This window comes from Streptosporangium jomthongense (assembly GCF_042650425.1).
Classification (GTDB): Bacteria; Actinomycetota; Actinomycetes; order Streptosporangiales; family Streptosporangiaceae; genus Streptosporangium.
Map to the genome: position 1 here is coordinate 19,607 of NZ_JBHSBC010000045.1, position 22,255 is coordinate 41,861.

At 70.3% G+C, this 22,255-nt stretch carries 25 protein-coding genes; 13 read left to right on the top strand and 12 right to left on the bottom strand.

Annotation, left to right across the window (positions count from 1 at the left end; genetic code table 11):
* Window positions 1–219 precede the first annotated feature (219 nt).
* A complete protein-coding gene (locus tag ACFOYY_RS34475) occupies window positions 220–1,515 on the top strand; it encodes a hypothetical protein (protein ID WP_362911545.1) in 1,296 nt (431 codons plus the stop codon).
* A gap of 60 nt (window positions 1,516–1,575) precedes the next feature.
* On the top strand, window positions 1,576–3,159 hold the full coding sequence (locus ACFOYY_RS34480) for a Na+/H+ antiporter (protein WP_352011473.1): 1,584 nt from the start codon (window positions 1,576–1,578) through the stop codon (window positions 3,157–3,159).
* A 9-nt stretch (window positions 3,160–3,168) separates the two neighbouring features.
* Here the strand turns inward: ACFOYY_RS34480 and ACFOYY_RS34485 are convergent, their stop codons facing one another.
* A complete protein-coding gene (locus ACFOYY_RS34485) occupies window positions 3,169–3,426 on the bottom strand; it encodes a ubiquitin carboxyl-terminal hydrolase 14 (protein ID WP_352011474.1) in 258 nt (85 codons plus the stop codon).
* Between the two features lie 231 nt (window positions 3,427–3,657).
* Between ACFOYY_RS34485 and ACFOYY_RS34490 the strand changes: the two genes are divergently transcribed.
* The 3 genes from ACFOYY_RS34490 (at window position 3,658) to ACFOYY_RS34500 (ending at window position 4,809) form a co-directional block, all read left to right on the top strand.
* Window positions 3,658–4,059, top strand: a complete 402-nt coding sequence (locus tag ACFOYY_RS34490) for a hypothetical protein (RefSeq protein WP_352011475.1) — start codon at window positions 3,658–3,660, stop codon at window positions 4,057–4,059.
* An 88-nt stretch (window positions 4,060–4,147) separates the two neighbouring features.
* A complete protein-coding gene (locus tag ACFOYY_RS34495; protein WP_352011476.1) occupies window positions 4,148–4,489 on the top strand; it encodes a YidH family protein in 342 nt (113 codons plus the stop codon).
* Entirely contained in the window at window positions 4,486–4,809 is a 324-nt protein-coding gene (locus ACFOYY_RS34500) for a DUF202 domain-containing protein (protein ID WP_386195336.1), read from the top strand. Before ACFOYY_RS34495 ends, ACFOYY_RS34500 begins: the two co-directional genes overlap by 4 nt.
* 57 nt (window positions 4,810–4,866) lie before the next feature.
* On the opposite strand, the gene ACFOYY_RS34505 is transcribed toward ACFOYY_RS34500, so the two are convergent.
* A protein-coding gene (locus ACFOYY_RS34505; RefSeq protein WP_386195338.1) for an IS5 family transposase occupies window positions 4,867–5,705 on the bottom strand; the annotation gives its coding sequence in 2 pieces (ribosomal slippage) (window positions 4,867–5,327 and window positions 5,327–5,705; 840 coding nt in all).
* A gap of 90 nt (window positions 5,706–5,795) precedes the next feature.
* Here ACFOYY_RS34505 and ACFOYY_RS34510 point away from each other — a divergent pair.
* Window positions 5,796–6,518, top strand: coding sequence for a hypothetical protein (locus ACFOYY_RS34510; protein WP_386195340.1), 723 nt, complete (start codon window positions 5,796–5,798; stop codon window positions 6,516–6,518).
* A 129-nt stretch (window positions 6,519–6,647) separates the two neighbouring features.
* Here ACFOYY_RS34510 and ACFOYY_RS34515 read toward each other — a convergent pair whose 3' ends face one another.
* Window positions 6,648–7,232 carry an aggregation-promoting factor C-terminal-like domain-containing protein gene (locus ACFOYY_RS34515; protein ID WP_386195341.1) on the bottom strand — a complete coding sequence of 195 codons (585 nt, stop codon included), beginning with the start codon at window positions 7,230–7,232 and terminating at the stop codon, window positions 6,648–6,650.
* Window positions 7,233–7,554: 322 nt separating this feature from the next.
* Complete coding sequence (locus tag ACFOYY_RS34520; protein ID WP_352011480.1) at window positions 7,555–7,965, bottom strand: aggregation-promoting factor C-terminal-like domain-containing protein; 411 nt, start codon at window positions 7,963–7,965, stop codon at window positions 7,555–7,557.
* A 220-nt stretch (window positions 7,966–8,185) separates the two neighbouring features.
* Between ACFOYY_RS34520 and ACFOYY_RS34525 the strand changes: the two genes are divergently transcribed.
* Window positions 8,186–8,671 carry a glutathione peroxidase gene (locus tag ACFOYY_RS34525; RefSeq protein ID WP_352011481.1) on the top strand — a complete coding sequence of 162 codons (486 nt, stop codon included), beginning with the start codon at window positions 8,186–8,188 and terminating at the stop codon, window positions 8,669–8,671.
* Here ACFOYY_RS34525 and ACFOYY_RS34530 read toward each other — a convergent pair.
* Entirely contained in the window at window positions 8,643–9,641 is a 999-nt protein-coding gene (locus ACFOYY_RS34530; RefSeq protein ID WP_386195344.1) for a LacI family DNA-binding transcriptional regulator, read from the bottom strand. The genes ACFOYY_RS34525 and ACFOYY_RS34530 overlap by 29 nt on opposite strands.
* A gap of 176 nt (window positions 9,642–9,817) precedes the next feature.
* Here ACFOYY_RS34530 and ACFOYY_RS34535 point away from each other — a divergent pair, with 176 nt between their 5' ends.
* The gene (locus ACFOYY_RS34535; RefSeq protein ID WP_352011483.1) at window positions 9,818–11,038 is read left to right on the top strand and encodes an ABC transporter ATP-binding protein; all 1,221 of its coding nucleotides are present in this window, start codon (window positions 9,818–9,820) and stop codon (window positions 11,036–11,038) included.
* Window positions 11,039–11,130: 92 nt separating this feature from the next.
* Here the strand turns inward: ACFOYY_RS34535 and ACFOYY_RS34540 are convergent, their stop codons facing one another.
* Entirely contained in the window at window positions 11,131–11,883 is a 753-nt protein-coding gene (locus ACFOYY_RS34540; protein WP_352011484.1) for an SDR family NAD(P)-dependent oxidoreductase, read from the bottom strand.
* 123 nt (window positions 11,884–12,006) lie between these two features.
* Between ACFOYY_RS34540 and ACFOYY_RS34545 the strand changes: the two genes are divergently transcribed.
* Both ACFOYY_RS34545 and ACFOYY_RS34550 read left to right on the top strand, forming a co-directional pair.
* Window positions 12,007–13,083, top strand: coding sequence for a PQQ-dependent sugar dehydrogenase (locus tag ACFOYY_RS34545; RefSeq protein ID WP_386195346.1), 1,077 nt, complete (start codon window positions 12,007–12,009; stop codon window positions 13,081–13,083).
* Between the two features lie 151 nt (window positions 13,084–13,234).
* Complete coding sequence (locus ACFOYY_RS34550; protein WP_352011486.1) at window positions 13,235–13,522, top strand: hypothetical protein; 288 nt, start codon at window positions 13,235–13,237, stop codon at window positions 13,520–13,522.
* Here ACFOYY_RS34550 and ACFOYY_RS34555 read toward each other — a convergent pair.
* From ACFOYY_RS34555 to ACFOYY_RS34565, 3 genes are all read right to left on the bottom strand, one after another.
* Window positions 13,494–14,573 carry a glycosyltransferase family 4 protein gene (locus ACFOYY_RS34555; protein ID WP_352011487.1) on the bottom strand — a complete coding sequence of 360 codons (1,080 nt, stop codon included), beginning with the start codon at window positions 14,571–14,573 and terminating at the stop codon, window positions 13,494–13,496. The genes ACFOYY_RS34550 and ACFOYY_RS34555 overlap by 29 nt on opposite strands.
* 531 nt (window positions 14,574–15,104) lie before the next feature.
* Window positions 15,105–15,335, bottom strand: coding sequence for a DUF397 domain-containing protein (locus ACFOYY_RS34560; protein ID WP_352011488.1), 231 nt, complete (start codon window positions 15,333–15,335; stop codon window positions 15,105–15,107).
* Window positions 15,336–15,357: 22 nt separating this feature from the next.
* Window positions 15,358–16,224 carry a helix-turn-helix domain-containing protein gene (locus ACFOYY_RS34565; RefSeq protein WP_386195349.1) on the bottom strand — a complete coding sequence of 289 codons (867 nt, stop codon included), beginning with the start codon at window positions 16,222–16,224 and terminating at the stop codon, window positions 15,358–15,360.
* Window positions 16,225–16,373: 149 nt separating this feature from the next.
* On the opposite strand from ACFOYY_RS34565, the gene ACFOYY_RS34570 reads away from it, so the two are divergent.
* Both ACFOYY_RS34570 and ACFOYY_RS34575 read left to right on the top strand, forming a co-directional pair.
* A complete protein-coding gene (locus ACFOYY_RS34570) occupies window positions 16,374–16,781 on the top strand; it encodes an ATP-binding protein (RefSeq protein ID WP_362775630.1) in 408 nt (135 codons plus the stop codon).
* 84 nt (window positions 16,782–16,865) lie between these two features.
* On the top strand, window positions 16,866–18,149 hold the full coding sequence (locus ACFOYY_RS34575; RefSeq protein WP_386195351.1) for a M14 family metallopeptidase: 1,284 nt from the start codon (window positions 16,866–16,868) through the stop codon (window positions 18,147–18,149).
* 24 nt (window positions 18,150–18,173) lie between these two features.
* Here the strand turns inward: ACFOYY_RS34575 and ACFOYY_RS34580 are convergent, their stop codons facing one another.
* The gene (locus tag ACFOYY_RS34580; RefSeq protein ID WP_386195353.1) at window positions 18,174–18,983 is read right to left on the bottom strand and encodes a class I SAM-dependent methyltransferase; all 810 of its coding nucleotides are present in this window, start codon (window positions 18,981–18,983) and stop codon (window positions 18,174–18,176) included.
* A gap of 188 nt (window positions 18,984–19,171) precedes the next feature.
* Here ACFOYY_RS34580 and ACFOYY_RS34585 point away from each other — a divergent pair, with 188 nt between their 5' ends.
* Window positions 19,172–19,624, top strand: coding sequence for a hypothetical protein (locus tag ACFOYY_RS34585; RefSeq protein ID WP_386195355.1), 453 nt, complete (start codon window positions 19,172–19,174; stop codon window positions 19,622–19,624).
* 581 nt (window positions 19,625–20,205) lie between these two features.
* On the opposite strand, the gene ACFOYY_RS34590 is transcribed toward ACFOYY_RS34585, so the two are convergent.
* Window positions 20,206–21,747, bottom strand: a complete 1,542-nt coding sequence (locus ACFOYY_RS34590; RefSeq protein ID WP_386195357.1) for an aldehyde dehydrogenase family protein — start codon at window positions 21,745–21,747, stop codon at window positions 20,206–20,208.
* Between the two features lie 75 nt (window positions 21,748–21,822).
* Complete coding sequence (locus ACFOYY_RS34595) at window positions 21,823–22,251, bottom strand: cupin domain-containing protein (RefSeq protein WP_352011495.1); 429 nt, start codon at window positions 22,249–22,251, stop codon at window positions 21,823–21,825.
* Between the last annotated feature and the right edge of the window lie 4 nt (window positions 22,252–22,255).

A 22,255-nucleotide genomic window follows, 5' to 3' on the forward strand; every position in this document is an offset into this window, starting at 1 on the left:
GTGAGTCACCCCCTGTGCGCATCCCGGCATTCCGGGACGCGAGGCTCGCGGCGCGTGGCAGACTTGGCTGGATCAATCCGGATCACCGCCCTCGTACGGTCAAAGAAGATCGCCCGTTTCGGCTCACCGGGATGGAGGATGGGGGTGGAAAGACCGGTTCGGTAGGGTTTTCCGGGGTTGAGTGGACGAATAAAGGCTGGTTAAAGCACTATGTCCTCTATGTCGGAAGTTGTCCCCTTGCCGTCGTTCGGTGAGGTGTTCTTCGACGAGCGTGGCCAGGAGCGGGTGCTCCGGGTCACCTGGCACGAAGGCACCCTGGTGCTGAGCCTGTGGCGCGGCGAGATGTGCACCGCCAGTTTTCGCATGCCCATGAACGATGTCGGGCGCCTGGTCGACACCCTCGACGAGGGGTTCGTCGAGGCCGGGGGACAGTACCCCGACGAGGTCGGCGAGACGACGGGGCAGGGCGGCTACCAGGACCCCAACGGGTTCCCCGGGACCGGGCAGTACGCCAGGCCGGCGCCTGAGGACTACGCGAGCCCGCCGCAGCAGTACACCGACCCCGCGGCCACCCAGGTGGTCCCCGCCGCCGAGGAACCGCGTCCCGCCGCGCTCAGCCCGACCGACGTGCTCGTCGCCAGAGGTGCCGTCCCGCCCGTCGAGCGCCCGCCCGCGGGATACGGTCCCGACGGCGTGGTGCCCCGGGAGAACATGATCGTCAACGACAGCCTGTCCTACGGTCAGCCCGCCGAGCAGGCCGGGCACGGCCAGGCGGAGCCGGTCTACCAGATGCCGGGCGACCTCTATCCGCCCCAGCAGCCCGCCGCCCCCTACGGCGGAGCGGCCCCGCAGGGGTACGGCGCGCAGCCCCAGGACCCGTACGGCGCGGCCAGGCAGCCCGATCCCTACGCCACGGCCCCCGCCCACCAGCCCGACCCCTACGGTGGCCCGGCCCAGCAGGCCGATCCCTACGCCGCCGCTCCCGTTCAGCAGCCCGACCCGTTCGCGCAGCAGCCCGACCCGTTCGCGCCGCAGAACCGCCCCGACCCGTACGGTGTCACGGCCCCCGCCCCGCTGCCCGCCGACCCCTACGCGTCCCAGGGCCCCGGACAGCGCTCCGGACAGCGTCCCGCCGACCCCTACGTCCAGGCGGGCACGACCGACCCCTCGGGCTTCCCGGCCCACTCCTACCCTCAGGCGCAGCCCGACCCCTACGGTTATCCGGCCCCGGCGCAGCCCGACCCCTACGCCTTCGGCGCCAGGCAGGCGGGCCATCCGGCGGACCTGAGAGACCTGTACGGCCCGCAGGGCTACCAGGAACAGCCGGTTTACCAGGAGCAGCAGACCTCCTACCAGGAGCCGCCCGCCTACCAGCAGGACGTCGACCCGTCCGACCCGCTGGGCATCTTCGGAGGCCAGCAGCAGGACAGGCGCTCGCGCTCACGCTCCCAGGAGTCGCCGCACTCGACCGGTGAGCGGCTGCGTCCGGAGCACGAGGAACGCCGCGACTGGTGACCTGACGGATCACCGAAGGGCCATCCCGTAGTCTGATCACCCGAACGGGTGAGGAGTGGGATGAACCAGGCGTCCGCCGTACAGCTTCTGGTCGTTCCGATCATCGCGATCGCGGTGGCGGCCGTGGCCAGGCGCAGGGGGTGGCCGTCGCCGCTGCTGCTGGTGTTCGCCGGGCTGGTGCTGTCGCCGTTCGTGCCCGGCTACCAGCTGGACCCCGAGCTGGTCCTGCTGGTCTTCCTGCCGCCCCTGCTCTACTCCGCGGCCATCGACAGCTCCTACATGCGTCTCAAGGCGGTACGGCGCCCGGTCGCGCTGCTCTCGATCGGGCTGGTGCTGTTCACCACGCTCGTCATCGGCTGGGTCGTCCACCTGCTCATGCCGTCGCTGCCGCTGGCCGCCGCCTTCGCGCTCGGCGCGATCGTGGCGCCGCCGGACGCGGTGGCCGCCGTCGCGGTCGCCCGCAGGCTCGGGCTGCCCCGCAAGGTGGTCACCATCCTGGTGGGGGAGAGCCTCTTCAACGACGCGACCGCGCTGACCGCCTACCGGGTGGCCGTCGCCGCCGCGCTCGGGGAGGGGATCAGCTGGCTGGACGCCGTGGGACGGTTCCTCTACGCGGCCGTCGGAGGCGTGGTCGTCGGGCTGGTGCTCGCCTGGTGCCTGGCCAGGGTCCTGCTGATGCTGCGGGACGCCCTGGTCGAGAACACCGTCATGCTGCTCATCCCGTTCGGCGTCTACCTCGCCGCGGAGGCCGTACACGTCTCCGGTGTGATCGCGGTGGTGATCGTCGGCCTCTACGTCGGTCATCGCATGCCCCGCGCGGGCTTCGGCACCCGCCTGCTGTCCGGCGCCGTCTGGCGGGTCGTCGACTTCTTCCTGGAGACGATCGTCTTCGCCCTGATCGGCCTGCAGCTGTGGCCGATCATGACGGAGCTGAGGGACGCCGACCCCTGGCTGCTCACCGGCATGGCGGTCGCGGTCTTCGCCGCCGCGGTGCTCTCCAGGGCCGTCTGGGTCGTGCCCAGCATCTACCTCCCCCGGGTGTTGTCGGCGGGGGTGCGCAGGAACGAGCCGAACGCGCCGTCGTGGCGCAACACGGTCGTCGTCAGCTGGGCGGGAATGCGCGGTGTCGTCTCACTCGCCGCCGCCTTCGCCATCCCGCCGGACTTCCCCGGGCGGCCGACGCTGCTCTTCCTCACCTTCGTCGTGGTGATCGGCACCCTGCTGATCCAGGGGTTGACGTTCCCCGCGCTGATCAGGCGGCTGCGGATCTCCAACGAGGAGGAGGTCTTCAACGACAACCTCACCGAGGCCGCGGCCCAGCAGGCGGCCGCCGCGGCCGAGCTGGCCCGCCTCGACGAGTTGGTCGCCGAGGGGATCGACGAGGTGCACCGGGAGGTCGTCGACCAGCTCAGGTCGCGGGCCGAGCGCCGCGCCCTCACCGCCTGGGAACGCCTCGGCGGCGGCACGGGGCCGAGGGGTGAGGAGACGCCGAGCACCGTCTACCGGCGGCTGCGCAGGGAGATGCTCGCCGCGGGCCGCGAGGTGTTCGTGCGTCTGCGCGACGAGGGGCGTCTCGACGACGAGGTGCTCAACAGGGTCATGCACGAACTCGACTTCGAGGAGGCGACCCTGGAGCGGGACTGAGGGTCCCCCTCAGCCGAGGATGTCGTCGACGTAGCACCACCGCCAGCTCTCGCCGGGCTCGAAGGAGGCGACGACCGGGTGCCCCTCCTGGGCGAAGTGGGCGCTGGCGTGCTTGTTCGGCGAGGAGTCGCAGCAGCCGATGTGCCCACACGACAGGCATCTGCGCAGGTGGACCCAGCGGCTTCCGGTCGCGAGGCACTCCTCGCACCCCTCGGGAGTGCGGGGAGCCGGGTTCTGGGCCTGGGTGAGGTGGTCGCAGGTGGACATGGTTCCTCTCGGTGGATCGTCGTGCCGGCCGTACGGCCGGAGCCGTCGCGCGGCCCGGCCCGCGAACCCGCCCCTGCGAGATCCACGGACGGCACCGTGGCGGGCCAGTCCACTCTACTTACCCCCAGGACACCCCCAGGGGCGCGGGGACCGGGCATGGGGAGTCTCCATGGGGTGACAAGGCCGATACGGCGGCGCCTGCCTGGCCGGGCACTTGGGTAGGGTCGGGGCATGCGACCCCTTCCGCGACGAATTCCCGCCATCGCCGCCTCCGGGCTGGCCGCCGTCCTCCTTCTCTCCGGCTGCGCGGAGATCCAGCAGGTCTCGGACGGCGTCGACAAGGCCCAGCAGTGCGTGCAGGCCGCGGGCATCGTCACCGACACGGTGAAGAAGCTCGCCACCCTGGCCGACGACCCCGGCGCGGCGGAGAAGGCGCTGAACGACGGGGCCGCGAAGCTGGGAGAGCTGGCGGACAAGGCGTCCAACACCACGCTCAAGCAGGCCGCGGACGACGTCTCCGAGAGCCTGAAGAACCTGAACGTCACCGACGCGCAGAGCGCCGTCGACGCCGTGCAGAAGGCGGGCAACGACTCGGTGGCCTGGATCAGGAAGTTGACCGAAGCCTGCAGCTGAGAGGCGCTTTCCCTGCCGGAGAAAAGGGGAAGGCCTCCCGCATTCCCGGGTTCTCTATGGGAAATATGGTTGAACTAGCGTCGTCAATATGGACCTATCCAGGGACGAACCGGACCCCCGATTCACCCTCGCGAACGAACGCACGTTCCTCACCTGGCTCAGCACGTCGCTCGCCCTGAGCGCGGGCGGCGTCGCCATGGCCGCCGTCTCCGCCGACGTCTTCGTCCCGTGGATGAGGACCGTACTGGCGGTCACCCTGGTCTCGCTCTCGGCCCTGTGCGCCGCGATGGCCTACCCGCGCTGGCGCAGGGTGCAGCGCGCCCTGCGCCAGGCGGCGCCGCTGCCCGAACCCGCCATCGCCCCGCTCCTGGGGTACGGCGTCGCGGCCGTGGCCGTGCTCGCCATGGTTCTCATCCTCCTGGGCCGATGATCCCCATCTGGGACGAGGGGCTGCAGAACGAGCGGACCCGGCTGGCCTGGGTCCGCACCGCCGCGGTGCAGGCGGTCGGCGGCCTGGGGGCGGGCGGTGTCGCGCTGCGCGCCGGGGTGCCCCCGGCGGCCGTGACCCCCTTCTTCCTCTCCGCGGCCGCGGGCGCCCTCCTGCTGGCCCGCACCGGCGTCCGCTACCGGCGCGTCCAGCGCGCCCTGCACGAGGGCAGTCCCCTCGACGTCCGGGTGGACACCCTCGTCGCCTGGCTCGGCACGATGGCCGCTGCTCTCGGGGCCGCCGTCTTCGTCGTCGTCAGATAGCCACGGCGTTCGGCGCGAATATCCGGCCGGTCGGCTGTTTCCGCCGCCTAAGAACTGCTAACGCAATGAGCTGAGGCGGCGCCAGCAGATCAGGGCGCAGCCGAGGCTGAGGAAGGCTTCGTGGATGTCGTCACGGACCTCCCAGCGGATGCGCAGGCGGCGGAAGTGGTGCAGCAGAGCGAAGGTCCGCTCGACGACCCAGCGGTGTTTGCCCAGACCAGATCCGTTCTCAGTGCCACGTCGAGCGATCAGCGGACGGATGCCGAGGGCGCGGACCTGCTTGCGGTACTTGTCGTGGTCGTAGCCGCGATCGGCCAGCACGACTTCGGGACGCTTGCGGGGCCGACCGCGCTTGCCGCGCACCGGTGGAACGGCCTGCAGAAGCGGGATGAGCTGGGTGACATCGTTGCGGTTGCCGCCGGTCAGGATCACCGCCAGGGGGATGCCGCCTGCGTCGACGATCAGGTGGTGCTTGCTGCCGGATCGTCCCCGATCGACCGGCGACGGGCCGGTCTGCGCCCCCCTTTTAGAGCTCTGACGTGGGAGGAGTCCACCGAAGCCCGGGAGAAGTCGATCGCTCCTGCCGCGCGCAGTCGGGCCAGGAGCACCTCGTGCAGGCGCTGCCAGACACCGGCCTTGTGCCACTCGTTCAGCCGCCGCCAGCACGTCATGCCCGAGCCGTACCCGAGTTCCTGCGGCAGGTGCTCCCAGGAGATCCCGGTATGCAGCACGAACAGCACACCCTGCAGCGCCAGACGGTCATCCAGGCGCTTTCGCCCTGGCCAGCGCGTCCGCCGCTGATGTTTGGGCAACAGGGGCTCGATGATCGCCCACAGCTCGTCGCCGACCTCCCACGGCTTCAGCCGCGCCAACCCGCTCACCCCTCCCACTGTCATTACAGCGAGAGATCAAACCACAACGGAGATCATTCTGTTAGGAGCTATAAGTACTCCTGCTTCAAGGAAAATACGGCAGGATAGCGCAGCATGTCACGGTTCGATGATCTGCCTGGCTACGCCGCGTCGATCGCCCCGCTGATCGACGCCGTCCACCTCGGCGTCCTCATCGCGGGCAGGCCGCTCGGCCGGGAACTCGTCGAACGGTCAGGACTGCAGGCGGACCTGCTGGTCGATCTCCGGTACGTGCTCCCCGCCCGCCCGCTCACCCGGCGAGGGCTGGCCGCGCTCTACCGGTACAACCCGTTCGACGACAACGAGATCGGGGTCCAGCTCGCCCAGGGGACCCTCGTCACCGACCACGACGGCACCCTGCGCGCCACCCCCAGGGCGCTGGCCTTCATCACGGAGCTGTACGGCCTGCACACGACGGTGACCGGGGAGATGTGGGCCGGGCACGCCGAACGGCTGCCCGAGCTGGCCGGCCTCGCCGGGCGGCTCGTCGAGGCCTCGGCGGACAGCGGTGGCGAGGCCTTCGCCCAGGCGGCGCCACCGTACGAACCGGAGGGGACCTCAGAGGGGGTGCTGCTGTTCAACCGGCTGGCCGCGCTGCGTTACCACCGGGCCGACGCCCACGCCGCCGCGTGGGAGGAGGCCGGTCTCACCGCCACCCAGATCGTCGGCCTGTCCTCCGGCCCCTCCCGCGAGCGCATCGAGGAGGACACGAACCGCAGGGCCGCCGTGCCGTACGAGGTCCTGACCACCGGAGAACGGCAGTCACTCCTGCTGGGCCTGAGCGCCCTCGGTCACTAGGAGCTGCCCGGGCACCTGCTGGCCACTGAACACGGTCCGGGCCGTACGGGGAGGTGAACGGGGTGGCGTCCGGGACCTGTGGGCCCCGGACGCCGGGGGAGTGTTCCCTTCCCCTGGACACTCCCCAGGTCAGTACCAGTTTCTTGACCGGAAATGACCCCACGCGCCGCACGGTGACCCGTAGCGGCTCTTGATGTAGCGCAGACCCCAGTGGATCTGCGTGACCGGATTCGACCGCCAGTCCCCGCCGACGCCCCTCATCTTCGAACCAGGCAGGGCCTGGGGGATGCCGTAGGCACCCGAAGAGGGGTTGTGCGCCTGGTGGTTCCAGTTGCTCTCCCTGGTCCAGAGACTGTCCAGGCACTGGAACTGGTCGCGAGACCACGAACGGCGCGTGACGAGGCGGAACGCGATCGCCTTGTTCCTGCTTTTCGATGTTCTGGCGGCCGTTCTGACCTTGGGCACGGTCCTGGTGACCCAGACGGCCCGGTGGACCCTCCTGACCTGAGGACTCACGGCCACGGCCGCGGCCCTCCCGGTCCGGGCGGCCTCCTCGGACGCCGCAGGGCCGCCGGCGGTGCCGGTCGCCTCGGTGGTACCGGCGTTCGCGGTCGTCGTGATGTCGTCGGCCCGTCCGATGGACGCCGAACCGACCACGGTCGAGGCGGCGATCATGCTCAGAACGGTGTTGCGCAGAACACGGTTTCTGTCCACTTTCATCCTTGTCCGCTGGCCGCGTGCGGGAAGGCGCGTGGAACCGGAGTCCCCCGCGCGCTCGACGATCCGGCACCCGTGGCTCGGGCGGGACGCCCGCGTGGTCTCGCCGGCCCGTTTCCGGCATGAGACACCGCGACGTGTTTCCTAGGCGGCTTTCTAGTACGCCGGAGGAGCGGCGACGGGCGCCTGGGACACGTGCGGGGAAGGTGTTTGCCCGATCTTCGCGGCATGCGGGTGGTTCGGCGGTGATCACCTGACCGGCGGTGATCTGCCTGGAGACCGGCGGGAGACGAAAATCACCCCGCCTTGGGGTTTGGATCTAGTACCAGCCGTGGGAGCGGAAGTGCGCCCATGCCCCGCACGGCGAGCCGTAGCGTTGCCGGATGTAGCCGAGGCCCCATCTGATCTGTGTTCTGGGGTTGGTCCGCCAGTCCCGGCCCGCGTCGGCCATCTTCTTCCCGGGCAGTGCCTGGGGGATTCCGTACGCGCCGGAGGAGCGGTTGTGCGCCCTGTGGTTCCAGTTGCTCTCCCTTGTCCAGAGTCGCCGGAGACAGTCGAAGTTGGCGCGGCTCCAGCCCCTGGCGGCCACCATGGGCGCCGCGAGGGCCTGGTTGCCCCGCAACGCGGACGACGAGGCGGCCGCGGGGGAGACGTCGACGACCGTGGCGGTGGTGCTGACGGCGAGCGCCATGAGGCCCAGCGACAGGCTGGTACGGCGTGGCGTCGGCATAGGAAAGTGACCTTTCGCCGGTTTCGGGGGACGCCGTCACGATGCCCAGTGATTTCCAGTGGGCCAGCCGACAGGCTTTGTCAAGCCTTCTGTCAAAGATCGGTTAGAAAAGGATCAAGTGCCTGCTCAGGGGGCCGTCGAATCACCTGTGGCGTCCGTCACATTTCCTTTCCCGGGTGTCATAACTCTTGGATGTGACAGCGGGTTTAGGGTGCAGATCATGAGCATTCGTGATATTCCTCTGCGCACTCTCGCCGACGCGCCGACGACCCTCGCCGAGCTGGCCGGGGACGGCGCCGCCCTCGTCGTGAACGTCGCCTCCCGCTGCGGCCTCACCCCGCAGTACTCCGGGCTCGTCGAACTCCAGCGGACCTACGGCGGGGCGGGTCTCACCGTCGTCGGGGTCCCCTGCAACCAGTTCATGGGGCAGGAGCCCGGCAGCCCCGAGGAGATCCAGGAGTTCTGCTCGACCACCTACGGCGTGGACTTCCCGCTGCTGGCCAAGACCGATGTCAACGGTGAGGGGCGGCACCCGCTGTACGCCTCGCTCACCGAGACCCCGGACGCCGAGGGGACGGCCGGGGACGTCCAGTGGAACTTCGAGAAGTTCCTGGTCTCGCGTGAGGGCGAGGTGCTGGCCAGGTTCCGGCCGGGCGTCGAGCCCGGCGACCCGGCCGTCATCGCGGCGATCGAGAAGACCCTCTAGGTCCGCAGCTTCCCCTCACGATCAGCTCGGTCGGCAGAAGCACACCGCGCGGGCGCCTGGCGCCCGCGCGGAGCACCAGCTCGGCCGCCCGGTAGCCGATGTCCCGCGCGGGCTGGGCGATCACCGTCAGCGGGGGAGAGCACAGCTCGGCCCAGGGAACGTCGTCGAACATGATCAGTGACAGGTCCCTGGGCACCCGTACGTCCAGCTCCCTCGCGGCGAGCACGGCGGCCTCGCCCAGCAGGTTGCCCCCGGCGAGCACGGCGGTCAGGTCGGGCCGGTGCTGGAACAGCCCGGCCGCCGCGGCGTAGGCGGAGTCCCTGGTGCCGCGCGCCAGCACGATCAGCTCCTCGTCGACCAGGGGGCCCAGCGCCTGGCGGAAGGCGGTCAGGCGCTGGGACTGCCCAGGACCGCCGAGGTAGGCGATGCGTCGATGGCCCAGGCCCGTCAGATAGTCGATCGCGGTCCGCACGCCCGCGCGGTCGTCGGCCAGCACCGAGGGCACCTCGTCGCGCCCGCCCGCGCTCCGGTGCGCGAACACCGTGGTGAGCCCGGCCCGCAGCGTCGGAGCCCAGATCTCGCCCTCGCCCGAGGGCACCGCGATCACCCGGTCGACGCCCTGTTCGACCAGCATGCCGATCAGCTCGCCCTCGCGCTCCTCGTCGTCGCCCGTGGCGCCCAGGATCACCGGCTCGCCCGCCGAACGGGCGCAGGCGAGCACGCCGTCGGCCAGCCGGCCGTAGAAGGTGTCGGTGATGTCGGGCAACAGCAGCCCGATCCCGCCCGAGCGCTGCTGGCGCAGGTTACGGCCGAGCGCGCTCGGCCGGTAGTCGAGCTGGGCCGCGACGGTCAGCACCCGCTCCCTGGTCTCGGGGCTGGCCGACCCCCCGGACAGAACCCGCGAGACCGTTGCCACCCCGACCCCCGCCGCCTCCGCGACGTCCTTGATGGTCGTACGACGCATGCTCATGGAAACGATTCCATCATGTTTTCAGTATTCGATCCAGCGCGGAGAGATAACGGAAGCGCCGCTGACAAGGTAGTACCGGCTGAGGGGTTGACAGGGATCTTCGTTTCCGGTGAGATGCATGAAAACGTATCCACATCGGGTGAACGCGGGTTTGGCCCGAGGCGCTAAGGACTTCCATGGCATCCATCGTTCTCAGCAAAGTCGACAAGATCTACGCAGGCGGTGTCAAAGCCGTGAACGGCCTTGACCTTGAGATCAAGGACGGCGAGTTCATGGTGCTGGTCGGCCCGTCCGGCTGCGGCAAGTCCACCGCTCTGCGCATGATCGCCGGCCTTGAGGACATCAGCGGCGGCGAGATCTCCATCGGGGGCCGGGTGGTCAACCACCTGCCGCCGAAGGACCGCGACATCGCCATGGTCTTCCAGAACTACGCGCTCTACCCGCACATGACGGTCGAGGAGAACCTCGCCTTCGGCCTCAAGCTCCGCAAGATGCCCAAGGCGGAGATCTCCAAGAGGGTCAACGAGGCCGCCAAGATGCTCGGCCTTGAGCAGTACCTCAAGCGCAAGCCCGCCGCCCTGTCCGGTGGTCAGCGTCAGCGTGTCGCGATGGGCCGCGCCATCGTGCGTGAGCCGCAGGCCTTCCTCATGGACGAGCCGCTGTCCAACCTGGACGCCAAGCTCCGTGTCTCCATGCGCGCCTCCCTCAACACGCTGCACGACCGCCTCGGCGTCACCACCGTCTACGTCACCCACGACCAGGTCGAGGCCATGACCCTCGGCGACCGGGTCTGCGTGCTGCGCGACGGTCTGCTCCAGCAGGTCGACACCCCGCAGAACCTCTTCGACAGCCCGGTCAACCTCTTCGTCGCGGGCTTCATGGGCTCACCGTCGATGAACCTCGTCAACGCCGAGCTCGTCCGCGGTGACGGCGGCGCCTTCGTCTCGTTCGCCGGCATCAAGCTCCCGGTGCCCAACCAGAGCTTCACCGACAAGCCCGGTCTCGACCAGTGGCTCGGCAAGAAGGTCATCCTGGGCGTCCGGCCCTCCGACTTCGACGATGCGGCCGCCGCCAGCGGCGCTCCGGGCCACTGGAGCCGCCTGCAGGTGCGCGCCGAGGTCACCGAGGAGCTCGGCTCCGAGATCAACGTCCTGTTCCTGATCGACGCCCCGCCGGTCCAGCACCAGGACACCGTCGCCGCCGCGGACGCCGGTGAGGACGAGGAGACGACGCTGCCGCTGGTCGGCGACAAGTCGCTGTGGACCGCCCGCGTCAACTCCCGCAGCCACGTCCGTCCCGGCCAGAACGTCGAGCTGGTCGTCGACACCCACAACCTGCACTTCTTCGACCCGGTCTCCGGTCTGTCGATCGGCCACCCGGCCAACCTGCACGTCTGACCGATCCGAGTACCGGAAGGGCCCGCGCCGCAACCCCCTCCTGCCGCGCGGGCCCTTCCTTCTCCGTTTCCGTTCCTCCCGGCTGTCTCCGGTCATCTCCGGCCGAGACGCCGGGAGACACCGGCCGCGAGACCGCGGGGCACCAGCCTGCTCACCCCGACGATGACCTTGTAGCGCAGGTCGGGCACGCTCACCCGCTTGCCGAGCGCCAGGTCGCGCATGGACTCGTTCACCACGTCGTCGGCCGACAGCCACAGGAAACCGGGGATGCCCGAGGTGTCCATCGAGGCGCGCTCGTGGAACTCGGTCCTGACGAACCCCGGGCACAGCGCCATCACCCGCACGCGCGTCCCCACCAGCTCGGCGGCCATCGACTCGCTGTAGTTGACGACCCAGGCCTTGGAGGCGCTGTAGGTGCCGCGGTTGAGGAAGGCCGCGACCGACGCCACGTTGATCACCGCGCCCCGGTTCCGCTTGCGCATGCCGGGCAGCGCGGCCATCGTCAGCCGCAGCACCGCCTCGCAGTGCACCTTCAGCATCCGCAGCTCGTCGGGGACCGGGACGTCGAGGAACGAGCCGGGATGGCCGAAGCCCGCGTTGTTGACCAGCAGGTCGACCCCCTGGCGCAGCCGCGCCTCGACCCGCTCCAACCCCTCGTCGGTCGCCAGGTCGGCGGCGAGCACCTCGGCCTCGACCCCGTACCGCAGGCGCAGGGACTCGGCGGCGGCGCTCAGCCGTTCCTCGTCGCGGGCGACCAGGACGAGGGAGAACCCGTCGGCGGCGAGCCGTCGCGCGAAGGCGGCACCGATGCCGGCCGTCGCGCCCGTGATCAGTGCTGAAGGCATGTCCGCAGTCTAGTTCCTGTGATCGGAAACGCTCGCGGGCCCACGACGCATGATTGGGACATGAGGAATGTGTCGATCTCCCGTGGGACCGGGCCGGGAGCGGCCGCGTTATGCGCGGCCCTGTTGGTCTCCGTCTCGGCCTGCTCCACCCCCACCCCCGCCGCGGCCCCGCCCGCCGCCTCGCCCGTACGGTTCACCGAGCTGGCGCGGCTCGACATGCCGGTGGCGATGGCCGTACGCAAGGGCGACCAGACGCTCTACGTCGCCGAGCAGACCGGGCGGCTGCGCGCGGTGAAGGACGGCAAGGTCGCGCCGGAGCCCGTGGTCGACCTCTCCGCCGAGGTGAGCGGAGGAAACGAGCAGGGCCTGCTGGGCGTCGCCTTCCATCCGGACGGCGGTCACCTCTACCTCGACTGGACCGACGCCGAGGGGCACACCCACGTCACCGAGTGGGCCTTCGACGGCGTCAGGGCCACGAACCGCAGGGACGTGCTCTTCCAGCGGCAGCCGTACGCCAACCACAACGGGGGGCAGCTCGCCTTCGGGCCGGACGGCTACCTCTACATCGCCCTCGGCGACGGGGGCAGCGGGGGAGACCCGCAGGGAAACGGCCAGAACACCGGGACCTGGCTGGGCAAGATCCTCAGGATCGACCCACGTGGCACGCCGTACCGGGTGCCGGAGGACAACCCCTTCACGGCCACCCAGGGAGCGAAACCCGAAATATGGGCGTACGGCCTGCGGAACCCCTGGCGGTTCTCCTTCGACAGGAAGACGGGCGACATGTGGATCGGGGACGTCGGCCAGGACTCCTGGGAGGAGGTCGACTTCGCCCCGAAGGGCAAGGGCGGCGTGAACTACGGCTGGAACCGCAGGGAGGGCAAACACGACTTCCGAGGCGGCCAGGTCACGGGAACGGCCGAACCGGTCATCGAGTATCCCCTGCACGAGGGCGGGAACTGCTCGGTCATCGCCGGGCACGTCTACCGGGGAACGCGCGTCCCCGCCCTGTCCGGGCGCTTCCTCTACGGCGACTTCTGCGCGGGCTGGGTCAGGACGACCCCCGCCGACCGGCCCGGGGCCGGTGAGGAGGTGGGCAGGATCGAACAGCTGTCCTCCTTCGGTGAGGACCACGACGGCGAGCTGTACGCCCTGAGCCTGTCCGGCCCCCTCTACCGGATCGAGGCGGCGACCGGCTGACCGGCGTCAACGCCCGGAGAACAGTCCGCGATCCTTCGGCAAGCATCTCGCGGGGCGCGCGGGCCACCCCCGGCCGCGGCCGGTACCACGGACTGCGGGGAGGCCCCACCCGTGTCTCCCCTGAAGTTCACCACCGGCGGGGGAGTTCGAGATGACCGCAAGACGTGTGACGCCCATCCTTCTCGGCATGGCCCTGGTCGCGGCCGGGCCGATGTTCACGGCGACCGGGGCGGGCGCGGAACCCGTCCCCGAACCGACCGCGCACGCCCAGCCGTCGCCCCGGCTGGGCGACGACGGCCAGAACCTCGCGGAACGCGAGTTCACCGGCCGCCACTTCGCCGACCGCAAGCTCTCCAGGAAGTTCGCCGCCTACCTGAGGAAGCGCTCCGGCAGGCAGCAGCCCGGCGGGTTCACCCTCTCCCCTCCGCGGAAGCCGTGACCCTTCCCAGGCGGCGGGCCCGGAGCGGGGCGACGGGGTAGCGTCCCGGCATCCGCACCAGGAACGCCAGAAGCCCGGCACCGGCGCAGACGACGCCGGGGAGCGCGACGGCCCCCGGCACCCGGCCGAGCATCACGTACATGCCGAGCAGGCCCGCCGCGGTGGCCGCGGCGCTCATGACCAGGGCGACCTGCCGTGCGGTGAGACCCGCGGCGACGCAGCGGTGCGCCAGGTGGTCCGGGCCCGCCAGCAGCCAGGGGCGGCCGGCCCGCTGACGGGCGGCGACCGCCAGGCAGGTGTCGAGCACCGGGACGAAGGCGAAGAGCAGCAGCGCCGGGACGACCGTGACCGGCTCCGCCTGGCCGGAGACCGCGACCGCGCTCGCCGCCAGGGTGAAGCCGACGAACAGCGGGCCCGCCTTGCCCATGCGAATGCGGGCGGGGCTCCAGCCGTGGGCGGCGAAGCCCACGCAACCACAGGCCAGCGAGAACAGGAGCAGGGCGAAGGCGGGCTGGCCCGAGGCGAGCGCGGTGACGGCCAGGATGCCCGCGCCCACGGCTCCGACGCCTCCGAGCACGCCGTCGGTGTTGTCGATCATGGCGAACGCGTTGGCGACGAACACGATCCACAGCAGCGTGCCCGCCATGTCGATCCAGGCGCCGAAGATCTCGACGCGCACCCCGGATGCCACGACCAGGGTCGCGGCGACGCTCTCGACGGCCAGCCGCCACGCGGGCCGCAGCCGCCTGCAGTCGTGGATCACCCCGAGCAGGGCGACGAGGACACCGCTCATCATGATCATGATGAGCTGGAGGTTCCACTCGCCGGCCAGTGCCGTCGTGGGCAGCAACGTTCCCGCCGCGACGGCCGGTCCGCCGAGCCGGGGCGTCGGGCGCCGGTGCGGCCGGTACGCCCCGGGACGATCGACGATCTTCAGCCGCAGGGCGAACCGCCGGGTGAACTCGGTGAACACGGCCACCAGGACGAACGCCGCCGCGCCCGCCGACGCGATGACGGTGAGGGACTCCCCGGAGACCACCGCGGAGATCACCGGGCGCTCCCGGCGCCCGGCACCCGGCGGATAGTCCCGCGGGGCACGTTCCCCACGGAGGCACCACAACGCCGCGGTCTCACATACGGCTTCGCACGGGCGGCCCCGGTTGCGCCGGTCGCAACGATCTTCACGGTCAGTCACCTCTCGCTAGCTCGGCGGCCGTGCGCACGACGGACACGTTCCCCGGCCCCCTCGCAGGTGCCGTTCTCGTGCCGGTCCGGGACGGTGACGTGTCCGGCCGTAAACCCACCCGGCGTCCCGCACCGGGTGCCTTTCACCGACGGGCCCGTCCGGTGTCCCTCCCCGACGGATCACGGACGTGCTGGAGAAGTTAGCCGGGAGTCCGCCCGCTCCTTCGCGGCTATGGCGATGGCGGGGAGATGTTTTCCCATCCCCTGCCGACGCATGGCCGGGGCATGGCGGGAGCTGCGGAGGAGGACACAGTGGGAAACGCAGGGGGCCGTGTGATCGGGGTGCCGCCGGGGTGCTTTCCGGGGGAACCGGATGCCCGGTCCCCCCGAGGGCGACTCAGCCGAACTCGCCGTCCTTCACGCCGCCGACGAAGGCGTCCCACTCACCCTGAGTGAAGGCCAGCGCCGGGCCGCCGGGGTCCTTGGAGTCACGGACGAGGTAGAGCGCGTCGGCGTCGGCCTTGTGCGCCGCCAGGGCCGGGTCACCGGGGACGACCGCGACCTCCACGCAGTCTCCTCCGTTGGTGCTGCGGCTGCTCTTGCGCCATACGACGCTGGACAGATCCATCGATGGTCCTCGCACTCTCTTTCTATGGACTGGAACATCGCCTCGCCATCTGGGCGATGAAGGTGGCCGACGCCTCCGCGCCGAGAGCCAGTGCCGACAGGCTGCCGAACATGAGGGTGTAACGGCGCACCTCCTCCGGGTCCTCGGGCATGAGCCCGCTCGTGGCCTGCTCTAGGTAGACCAGATCGGGGTCTTCGGGCTCGGGGAAGCTGAGCAGGCAGAACTTGCCGTCCATCGCGGCGTGCGCCCCCGAGGAGAAGGGGATGACCCTGATCTCCACGTTCGGCAGCCTGCCGAGCCCGACGAGGTGTTCAAGCTGCTCGCGCATCACCGCGCGCCCGCCGATCTGACGCCGGAGTACTGCCTCGTCGAGTAAAGCGACGAGCTGGATCGGGTCACCGGGGCCGTGCAGCAACTGCTGCCGCGAGATGCGCACGGAGACCTTCTCATCGACCTCGGAGGGAGCCTGGGTCATGGCGGTCGCCTCGATGACGGCTCGTGCGTACGGCTCGGTCTGCATCAGGCCGGGCACGACGAGCGGTTCGTAGGTGCGCACCACCGACGCCTCCGCCTCAAGCCCGATGTAGGAGTCGAAGCCGGGTTTCAGCGCCTGCCGGTGCCGGTGCCACCAACCCCGCTGGCGGGCCTCCCTGGCCATCTGGATCAGGGAGGCGCGGGCCTCCCCGGTCACGCCGTACACATCGGTGAGGACCGACACGTCTGAGGGTTTCGGACGGGTCAAACCCGTCTCGTATCTCCAGAGAGTGGTGTCGGTGGAGCCGATCCGTTCAGCCACCTCCACCCGCGTCAGTCCACTGTTCTCTCGCAGACGGCTCAGTTCAGCCATCAGACGGCGGTGCCGCGCCGTTGGACTACGCCGGGGAGCCATGGTGCATACCTCCGTTCCAATGACAACGAAACTGAGGAATCTCAATATGAGCTATTGAAGTCCCTGATAGAACAGTTCACCGTGAGTGAGTGTGCCATCTCAGAGCGCGACGCGCATGGGAATGTGTGTGTCGGGGAGCGAGGCCAATCATGGCGGTCGTGCAACGGATCCAGCCGCTGCGGTCAACGATGTTCCTGCGGGGCGTGCCGGAGGCCGTCTCCGAGGCGAGGGACCGGGTCAGGGGCTTTCTCGGTGAGGGACACCCCGTGTCGGAGGACGTCGTCCTCCTGGTCAGCGAGGTGGTGACGAACTCGGTGGTCCACTCCGCCTCCGGCACGGGCGGACAGGTCGCGATGACCGTCGAACTCGGCGCGCAGAGCGTGCTGGTCGAGGTGTCCGACGCCGGATCGGGCGCGTCCGCGCCGCACGTGCGCAACGACCCGCAGGCCGAGAACGGCCGGGGGATGTTCCTCGTCGACCTGCTCGCGAACCGGTGGGGCGTCAAGGACGACCGCCGGGGCGGGCGGCGGACGGTCTGGTTCGAGATCGGCTTCTGACCGGGGTGCTTTACTCTGCGGAGTCGATGCCTGACTCTCGGTTGAGGTGCGTGGATTCCAAGGCGCGCCGGGAGAGGAGATCAGGTGAGACACCGTTCGATCATGGTGCTCGTGGTCCTGGCGCTGTCGTGTCTGGGCGTCACCACCGCGGGCGCGTCCGGAGACCCGCCGCCGAGCGGCCGGTACCGCGTCCAGGGACCCGATGATCCGCACCGGCGCAGCGCCGTCGCGGCCACCGGAGCGGTGATCGACCACGTCGAGGAGTCCTCGGTCGTGATCACCGCGGGGGACGCCGAGGTCGAGGCGATCAGAAGGCTGGGCTACACGGTCACGAGGATTCAGGGACCCCCCTCCCGCGAGGCGAGGCCGTTCGACTTTCCCGCCGCGGACTCCGGCTACCACAACTACGCCGAGATGACCGCCGAGATCGACCGGATCGTCGCCGCCCACCCCTCGATCGCGCGCAGAAGCAGCTACGGCACCTCCGTCCAGGGACGCGACCTGATCGCGGTGAAGATCAGTGACAACGCGGGAACGGACGAGAACGAACCCGAGGTGCTGTTCACCCACCACCAGCACGCCAGGGAGCACCTGACCGTGGAGATGGCGCTGTACATCCTCCACCTGCTCACCGACGGCTACGGCGCCGACTCCAGGATCACCTCCCTGGTGAACTCACGGGAGATCTGGGTCATGCCGGACCTCAACCCGGACGGCGGCGAGTACGACATCTCCAGCGGCTCCTACCGGCTCTGGCGTAAGAACCGCCAGCCCAACGCGGGCTCGTCGTACGTGGGGACCGACCTGAACCGCAACTGGGCCTATCGGTGGGGCTGCTGCGGCGGCTCGTCGCGTTCACCGTCGAGCGAGTCCTACCGGGGCCCGGCACCCGAGTCCGCGCCCGAGGTCAGGGCGGTCGCCGACTGGGTGCGCGGCAGGGTCGTCGGCGGCGAGCAGCAGATCAAGGCGAACATCGACTGGCACAGCTACAGCGAACTGGTCCTGTGGCCGTACGGCTTCACCTACGACGAGATCGCCCCCGGCATGACGCGGGACGAACACGACGCCCTCGCCACCCTCGGCGCGAACATGGCCTCGACCAACGGCTACGAGGCCATGCAGTCCAGCGACCTCTACATCGTCGACGGAGCGATCGACGACTGGCTGTGGGGCACCTACAAGATCTTCAGCTACACCTTCGAGATGTATCCGGCCGACTCCCCGCCGGGCTTCTACCCGCCCGACGAGCAGATCCGCCCGCAGACGACCCGCAACAGGGAGGCCGTACTCCGCCTGCTGGAGTACGGCGACTGCGTCTACCGGATCATCGGCAAACAGTCCCGGTACTGCGGCGCCCGGCAGACCTGACGCGGGCCGTACGGCGGGGCGGGATCAGGGGCGGCAGATCAGCTCGCCGTGGAGGATGGACAGCCAGCCGTCCCGCTCGGCGGCCCAGGCCAGCCAGCCACGGGAGATGCGGCGCAGGTCGTCCTCGGTCGCGACGCCCGAGGCGAGGGCCTGGCCGGCCATGTCGGACTTCAGGATGCGTTCGGCCCACATGCCGCCCCACCAGTCGCGGTCCTCGGGTGTCGCGAAGCACCAGGCGGAGGCGGAGGCGGTGACGTCGGAGAACCCTGCCTGGTGCGCCCAGGAGAGCAGCCGCCGTCCCGCGTCCGGCTCGCCGCCGTTGGCCCTGGCCACCCGCTGGTAGAGGCTCAGCCACTCGTCGAGCTCCGGGGGCCTGGGGAACCAGGTGAATGCGGCGTAGTCGCTGTCGCGGACGGCGACGACCCCACCGGGCGCGCAGACCCGGCGCATCTCCCGCAGCGCCTGGACGGGGTCGCCCACGTGCTGCAGCACCTGGTGGGCGTGGACGACGTCGAAGGCGTCGTCGGGCAGGTCGAGGGCGTGCACGTCGGCGACGGCGAACTCGATGTTGGACAGCCCTCGGCGCTCGGCCTCGGCCCTGGCCAGGGCCAGCGCGTCCTCGGTGACCTCGACCGCGGTGACCGTCCCCGGCGCGACCAGGGCGGCCAGCTCCGCGGTGATGGTCCCCGGCCCGCATCCCACGTCCAGCAGGGACATCCCGGGGCGCAGGTGCGGCAGGAGGTAGGCAGCGGAGTTCTCCACCGTGCGCCAGCGATGCGAGCGCAGCACCGACTCGTGGTGCCCGTGGGTGTAGACGGCGTTCTTGAACGTCATGGCGGATCACTCCTTCGGTCGATCTATCCGAACCGTAGCACCTATCTCATATTCCAAGAGAGATTGTCTCAATATATGGTCGTTACGGATTTCGCATCATTCGGACACTTGCTGTCACAGTGGGGCGCGCTCACACTCGGGTCCGGTACCGGCGTTCCGGTACCGGTGTCGCCGTGGGGGTGGTCCTCGTGACCGAGGAGTTCAGCACAAGTGAGACCTGGCCGATGGAGTGCCTGCGTTGCTGGCACGTCTGGCAGGAGAAGTACGTCGTCCGTCATCTGACCGACGCGCACGGCCACGACGTCGTCGTGTGGCTGCGCGGGGGAACGCCGGTCCAGCCGCCCTGGTCGGGAACGAGCTGTCCCGGCTGCGGGCACAGCCGCGTGGCGGCCTTCCCGCCGGGAAGCCGTCCGATCCCGGTGGCGGAACCCGCCGCCGTGGCCGTCCAGCCTGTCGCCGTGGAACCCGCCCCGGCGCCGCTCCCCGCCCCGGCGCACGGCCGCACGGGCGGCCGACGGCGGGGAGGCATCCGAGTCCCCGGCCTGACCCGGCAGCCCGCACTGCTGTACGCCCTGCTGGGGATCGCGTTCCTCCTGGTCACAGGCTTCGAACTGGTGGAACGAGTGGCGATCCACCACTGATCCCCGCAACCGGTGACCCGACCGGCCGCGACTTAGCAGGCCCGACACGGGGACCCCGATCTCACCATCCGGGGAAGGTGTGGCCTTGTGCTTCCCCGGCCCCAAGCGTGAAGGGTGTGGTTTGGGTTTTACCGGTGCCGTGCGTGAGGGGTGTCGGCTTGGGCGCGTCGGTGTCTGGACTGAGGAACGCAGGAGCGAAGCGACGGAGTGACGAGGGAAGACGCCGACCCGAAGCGCCCAAGCCCGCGACGCCGTCAGGCGGAGCAAAGAGACACAGCCCGCGGTGCCGAAGGCACCGCAAAGAGACACAGGGGCCGCGCCGCAGCACGCGGCCCCTCGTGTGCCCCCGGCAGGGCTGCGGCCCTTCCAGGCGGGTGACGTCGTGCCCCGCCGTACCGGAGGGTTCCGGTACGGCGGGCACGCCGCCGCATGGGGGACGGGCCGGCGCCGTCACCCGCGTGGCGGGGCCACGCGGGGAGGCCGCTCGCCTGCCGGGACCCGCAGGCCGCCGGGGGCGTCCGCCCGTCTCACCGGAAGACATCCCGCGATCATGATGGGGAGAACCTCCCGGATGGGCAAAGTCAGAGCCTGAAGTCCAGATCGGGGATGATTTCGGCGACGTCCATCTGGGCCTTCTGCAGCCTGCCGGAGTAGTCCCAGTTCAGGGCCTGCCAGCGGGTGAACTGGTCGAGCACCCACACTCCCGACTGGCGGCTGCCGTTGCCGGACTTGCCGTTTCCGCCGAAGGGCAGGTGCGCCTCGGCGCCCGAGGTGGAGTTGTTGACGCTGACCATGCCCGCGCCGATGCCCGAACGGAACCGGAAGGCGGCCTTCGGGTCGGTGGTGTAGATGGAGGAGGAGAGCCCGTAGCCGGGCCGGTTGGCGAGTCCGATCGCCTCCTCCAGGGTGGTGAAGCCGGTCACGCCCACGATCGGGCCGAACGTCTCCTCAAGGAACAGCCGGTCGTCGGGCCGCACGCCGTCCACGACGACGGGGTGGTAGTACAGGCCGCCCTCGCCGGTGAAGTTCCTCCGGGGGTTGTCCGGGGTGATCCTGCCGACCGGCCCGGAGACGACGCTGTGGTGCGGTCCGATCCAGCCGAGATACTCCTCGAAACGGGCGGCGAACCTCTCGTCGAGCAGCGGTCCGCACAGCACGTCCTCCGAGGGGTCGCCGATCACGGCGTCGGCGACGGCGCGCGTGTAACGGGTGAGGAACTCCTCGCGGACGCTCTCGTGGACGATCACGGTGCCGAGCGAGGTGCACCGCTGCCCGGCCGTGCCGAATCCGGCGAACAGGGCTCCCTCGACCGCCAGGTCCAGGTCGGCGTCGGGCATGACCACCATCGGGTTCTTGCCGCCGAGTTCGAGGCAGGGCGACTGCAGGTGCCGTCCGCACAGTTCGCCGATCCTGCGGCCGACCTCGGTCGAGCCGGTGAAGCCGACCTTGTGCACGGTGCTCTCGCCCAGCGCGGTCTCCAGCCCCCGGTAGGCGGTGGCCCCGTCGGTGAGGACCAGGTTCAGCACACCGTCGGGCAGTCCGGCCGCCGTGAACAGCCGGTGGAGCGCGTGCGCCGAGGCGGCGGCGTACTCGGCGGGCTTCCACACGACGGCGTTGCCCGCCAGCAGCGCCGGGACCAGGTACCACGAGGGCACCGCGACCGGGAAGTTGCCCGCCGTGATCACCGCGGCGACCCCGACCGGGACCCGGAAGGTGAACAGGCTCTTGTCGGGCATCTCCGAGGGGACGGTCTGCCCGTAGAGCCGCCTTCCCTCGCCGAGGAAGAAGTCGCACGTGTCGACGATCTCGCGGACCTCGCCCAGTGCCTCCGCGTACGGCTTGCCGATCTCCCGGGTGACGAGCCGGGCGAGCGTCTCGGCGTTCGCCTCGACCAGCCGTCCGATCGAGGCGATCACCCTGCCCCTGACGGGCGCGGGGACCGCGGCCCACTCGGTCTGCGCGGCGGCGGCCGTACGGCAGGCGGCGGCGAACGTCTCCGCGTCCGCGAGTCCGACCCGTGCGACCACCTCGTCCAGATGGGCGGGATTGACCGACTCGTAGACGTCGCCGGGCGTTCCTGACGTCTGCTTCCCCCCGATGACGGAGATGATCTCATCGGTCACCGTTGACCTCCTCGTATCGTTGTGATCGCAATTCTTCCCCCGGGGAACGGGGCCGTCACGCCCACTCGACCCGCGTCAGACCATACGGAAGTCGGCGAAGTCGAAGCCGGGGGAGACCACGCAGCTCACCAGCACGCCCTCCTCCCCCGTGGGCCGGGCGGCCTGCCAGGTTCCCGCGGGAACCAGCGCCTGCGGAACCTGGCCCTGCTCGACCAGCGGGCCGAGCACGATCGTCTCGGCGGGCTGACCCTCGTGGCCGCCGAGGGTCAGGGCCAGCGGGCCGCCCCTGTGCCAGAGCCACACCTCGTCCGAGCGGACCACGTGCGGACGGGACTCCTGCCCCGGTTCGAGCAGGAAGTAGATGCCGGTCGCCGTGGCGCGAGGGCCGTCGTAGCCGGCCGGGGTGAGAGCGACGGAGGTTCTCCAGGTCTCCCGGTACCAGCCTCCCTCGGGGTGGGGCAGCAGATCCAGGGCTTCGGCGAGCGCGGGACGCGTTGTCGTCATTGCA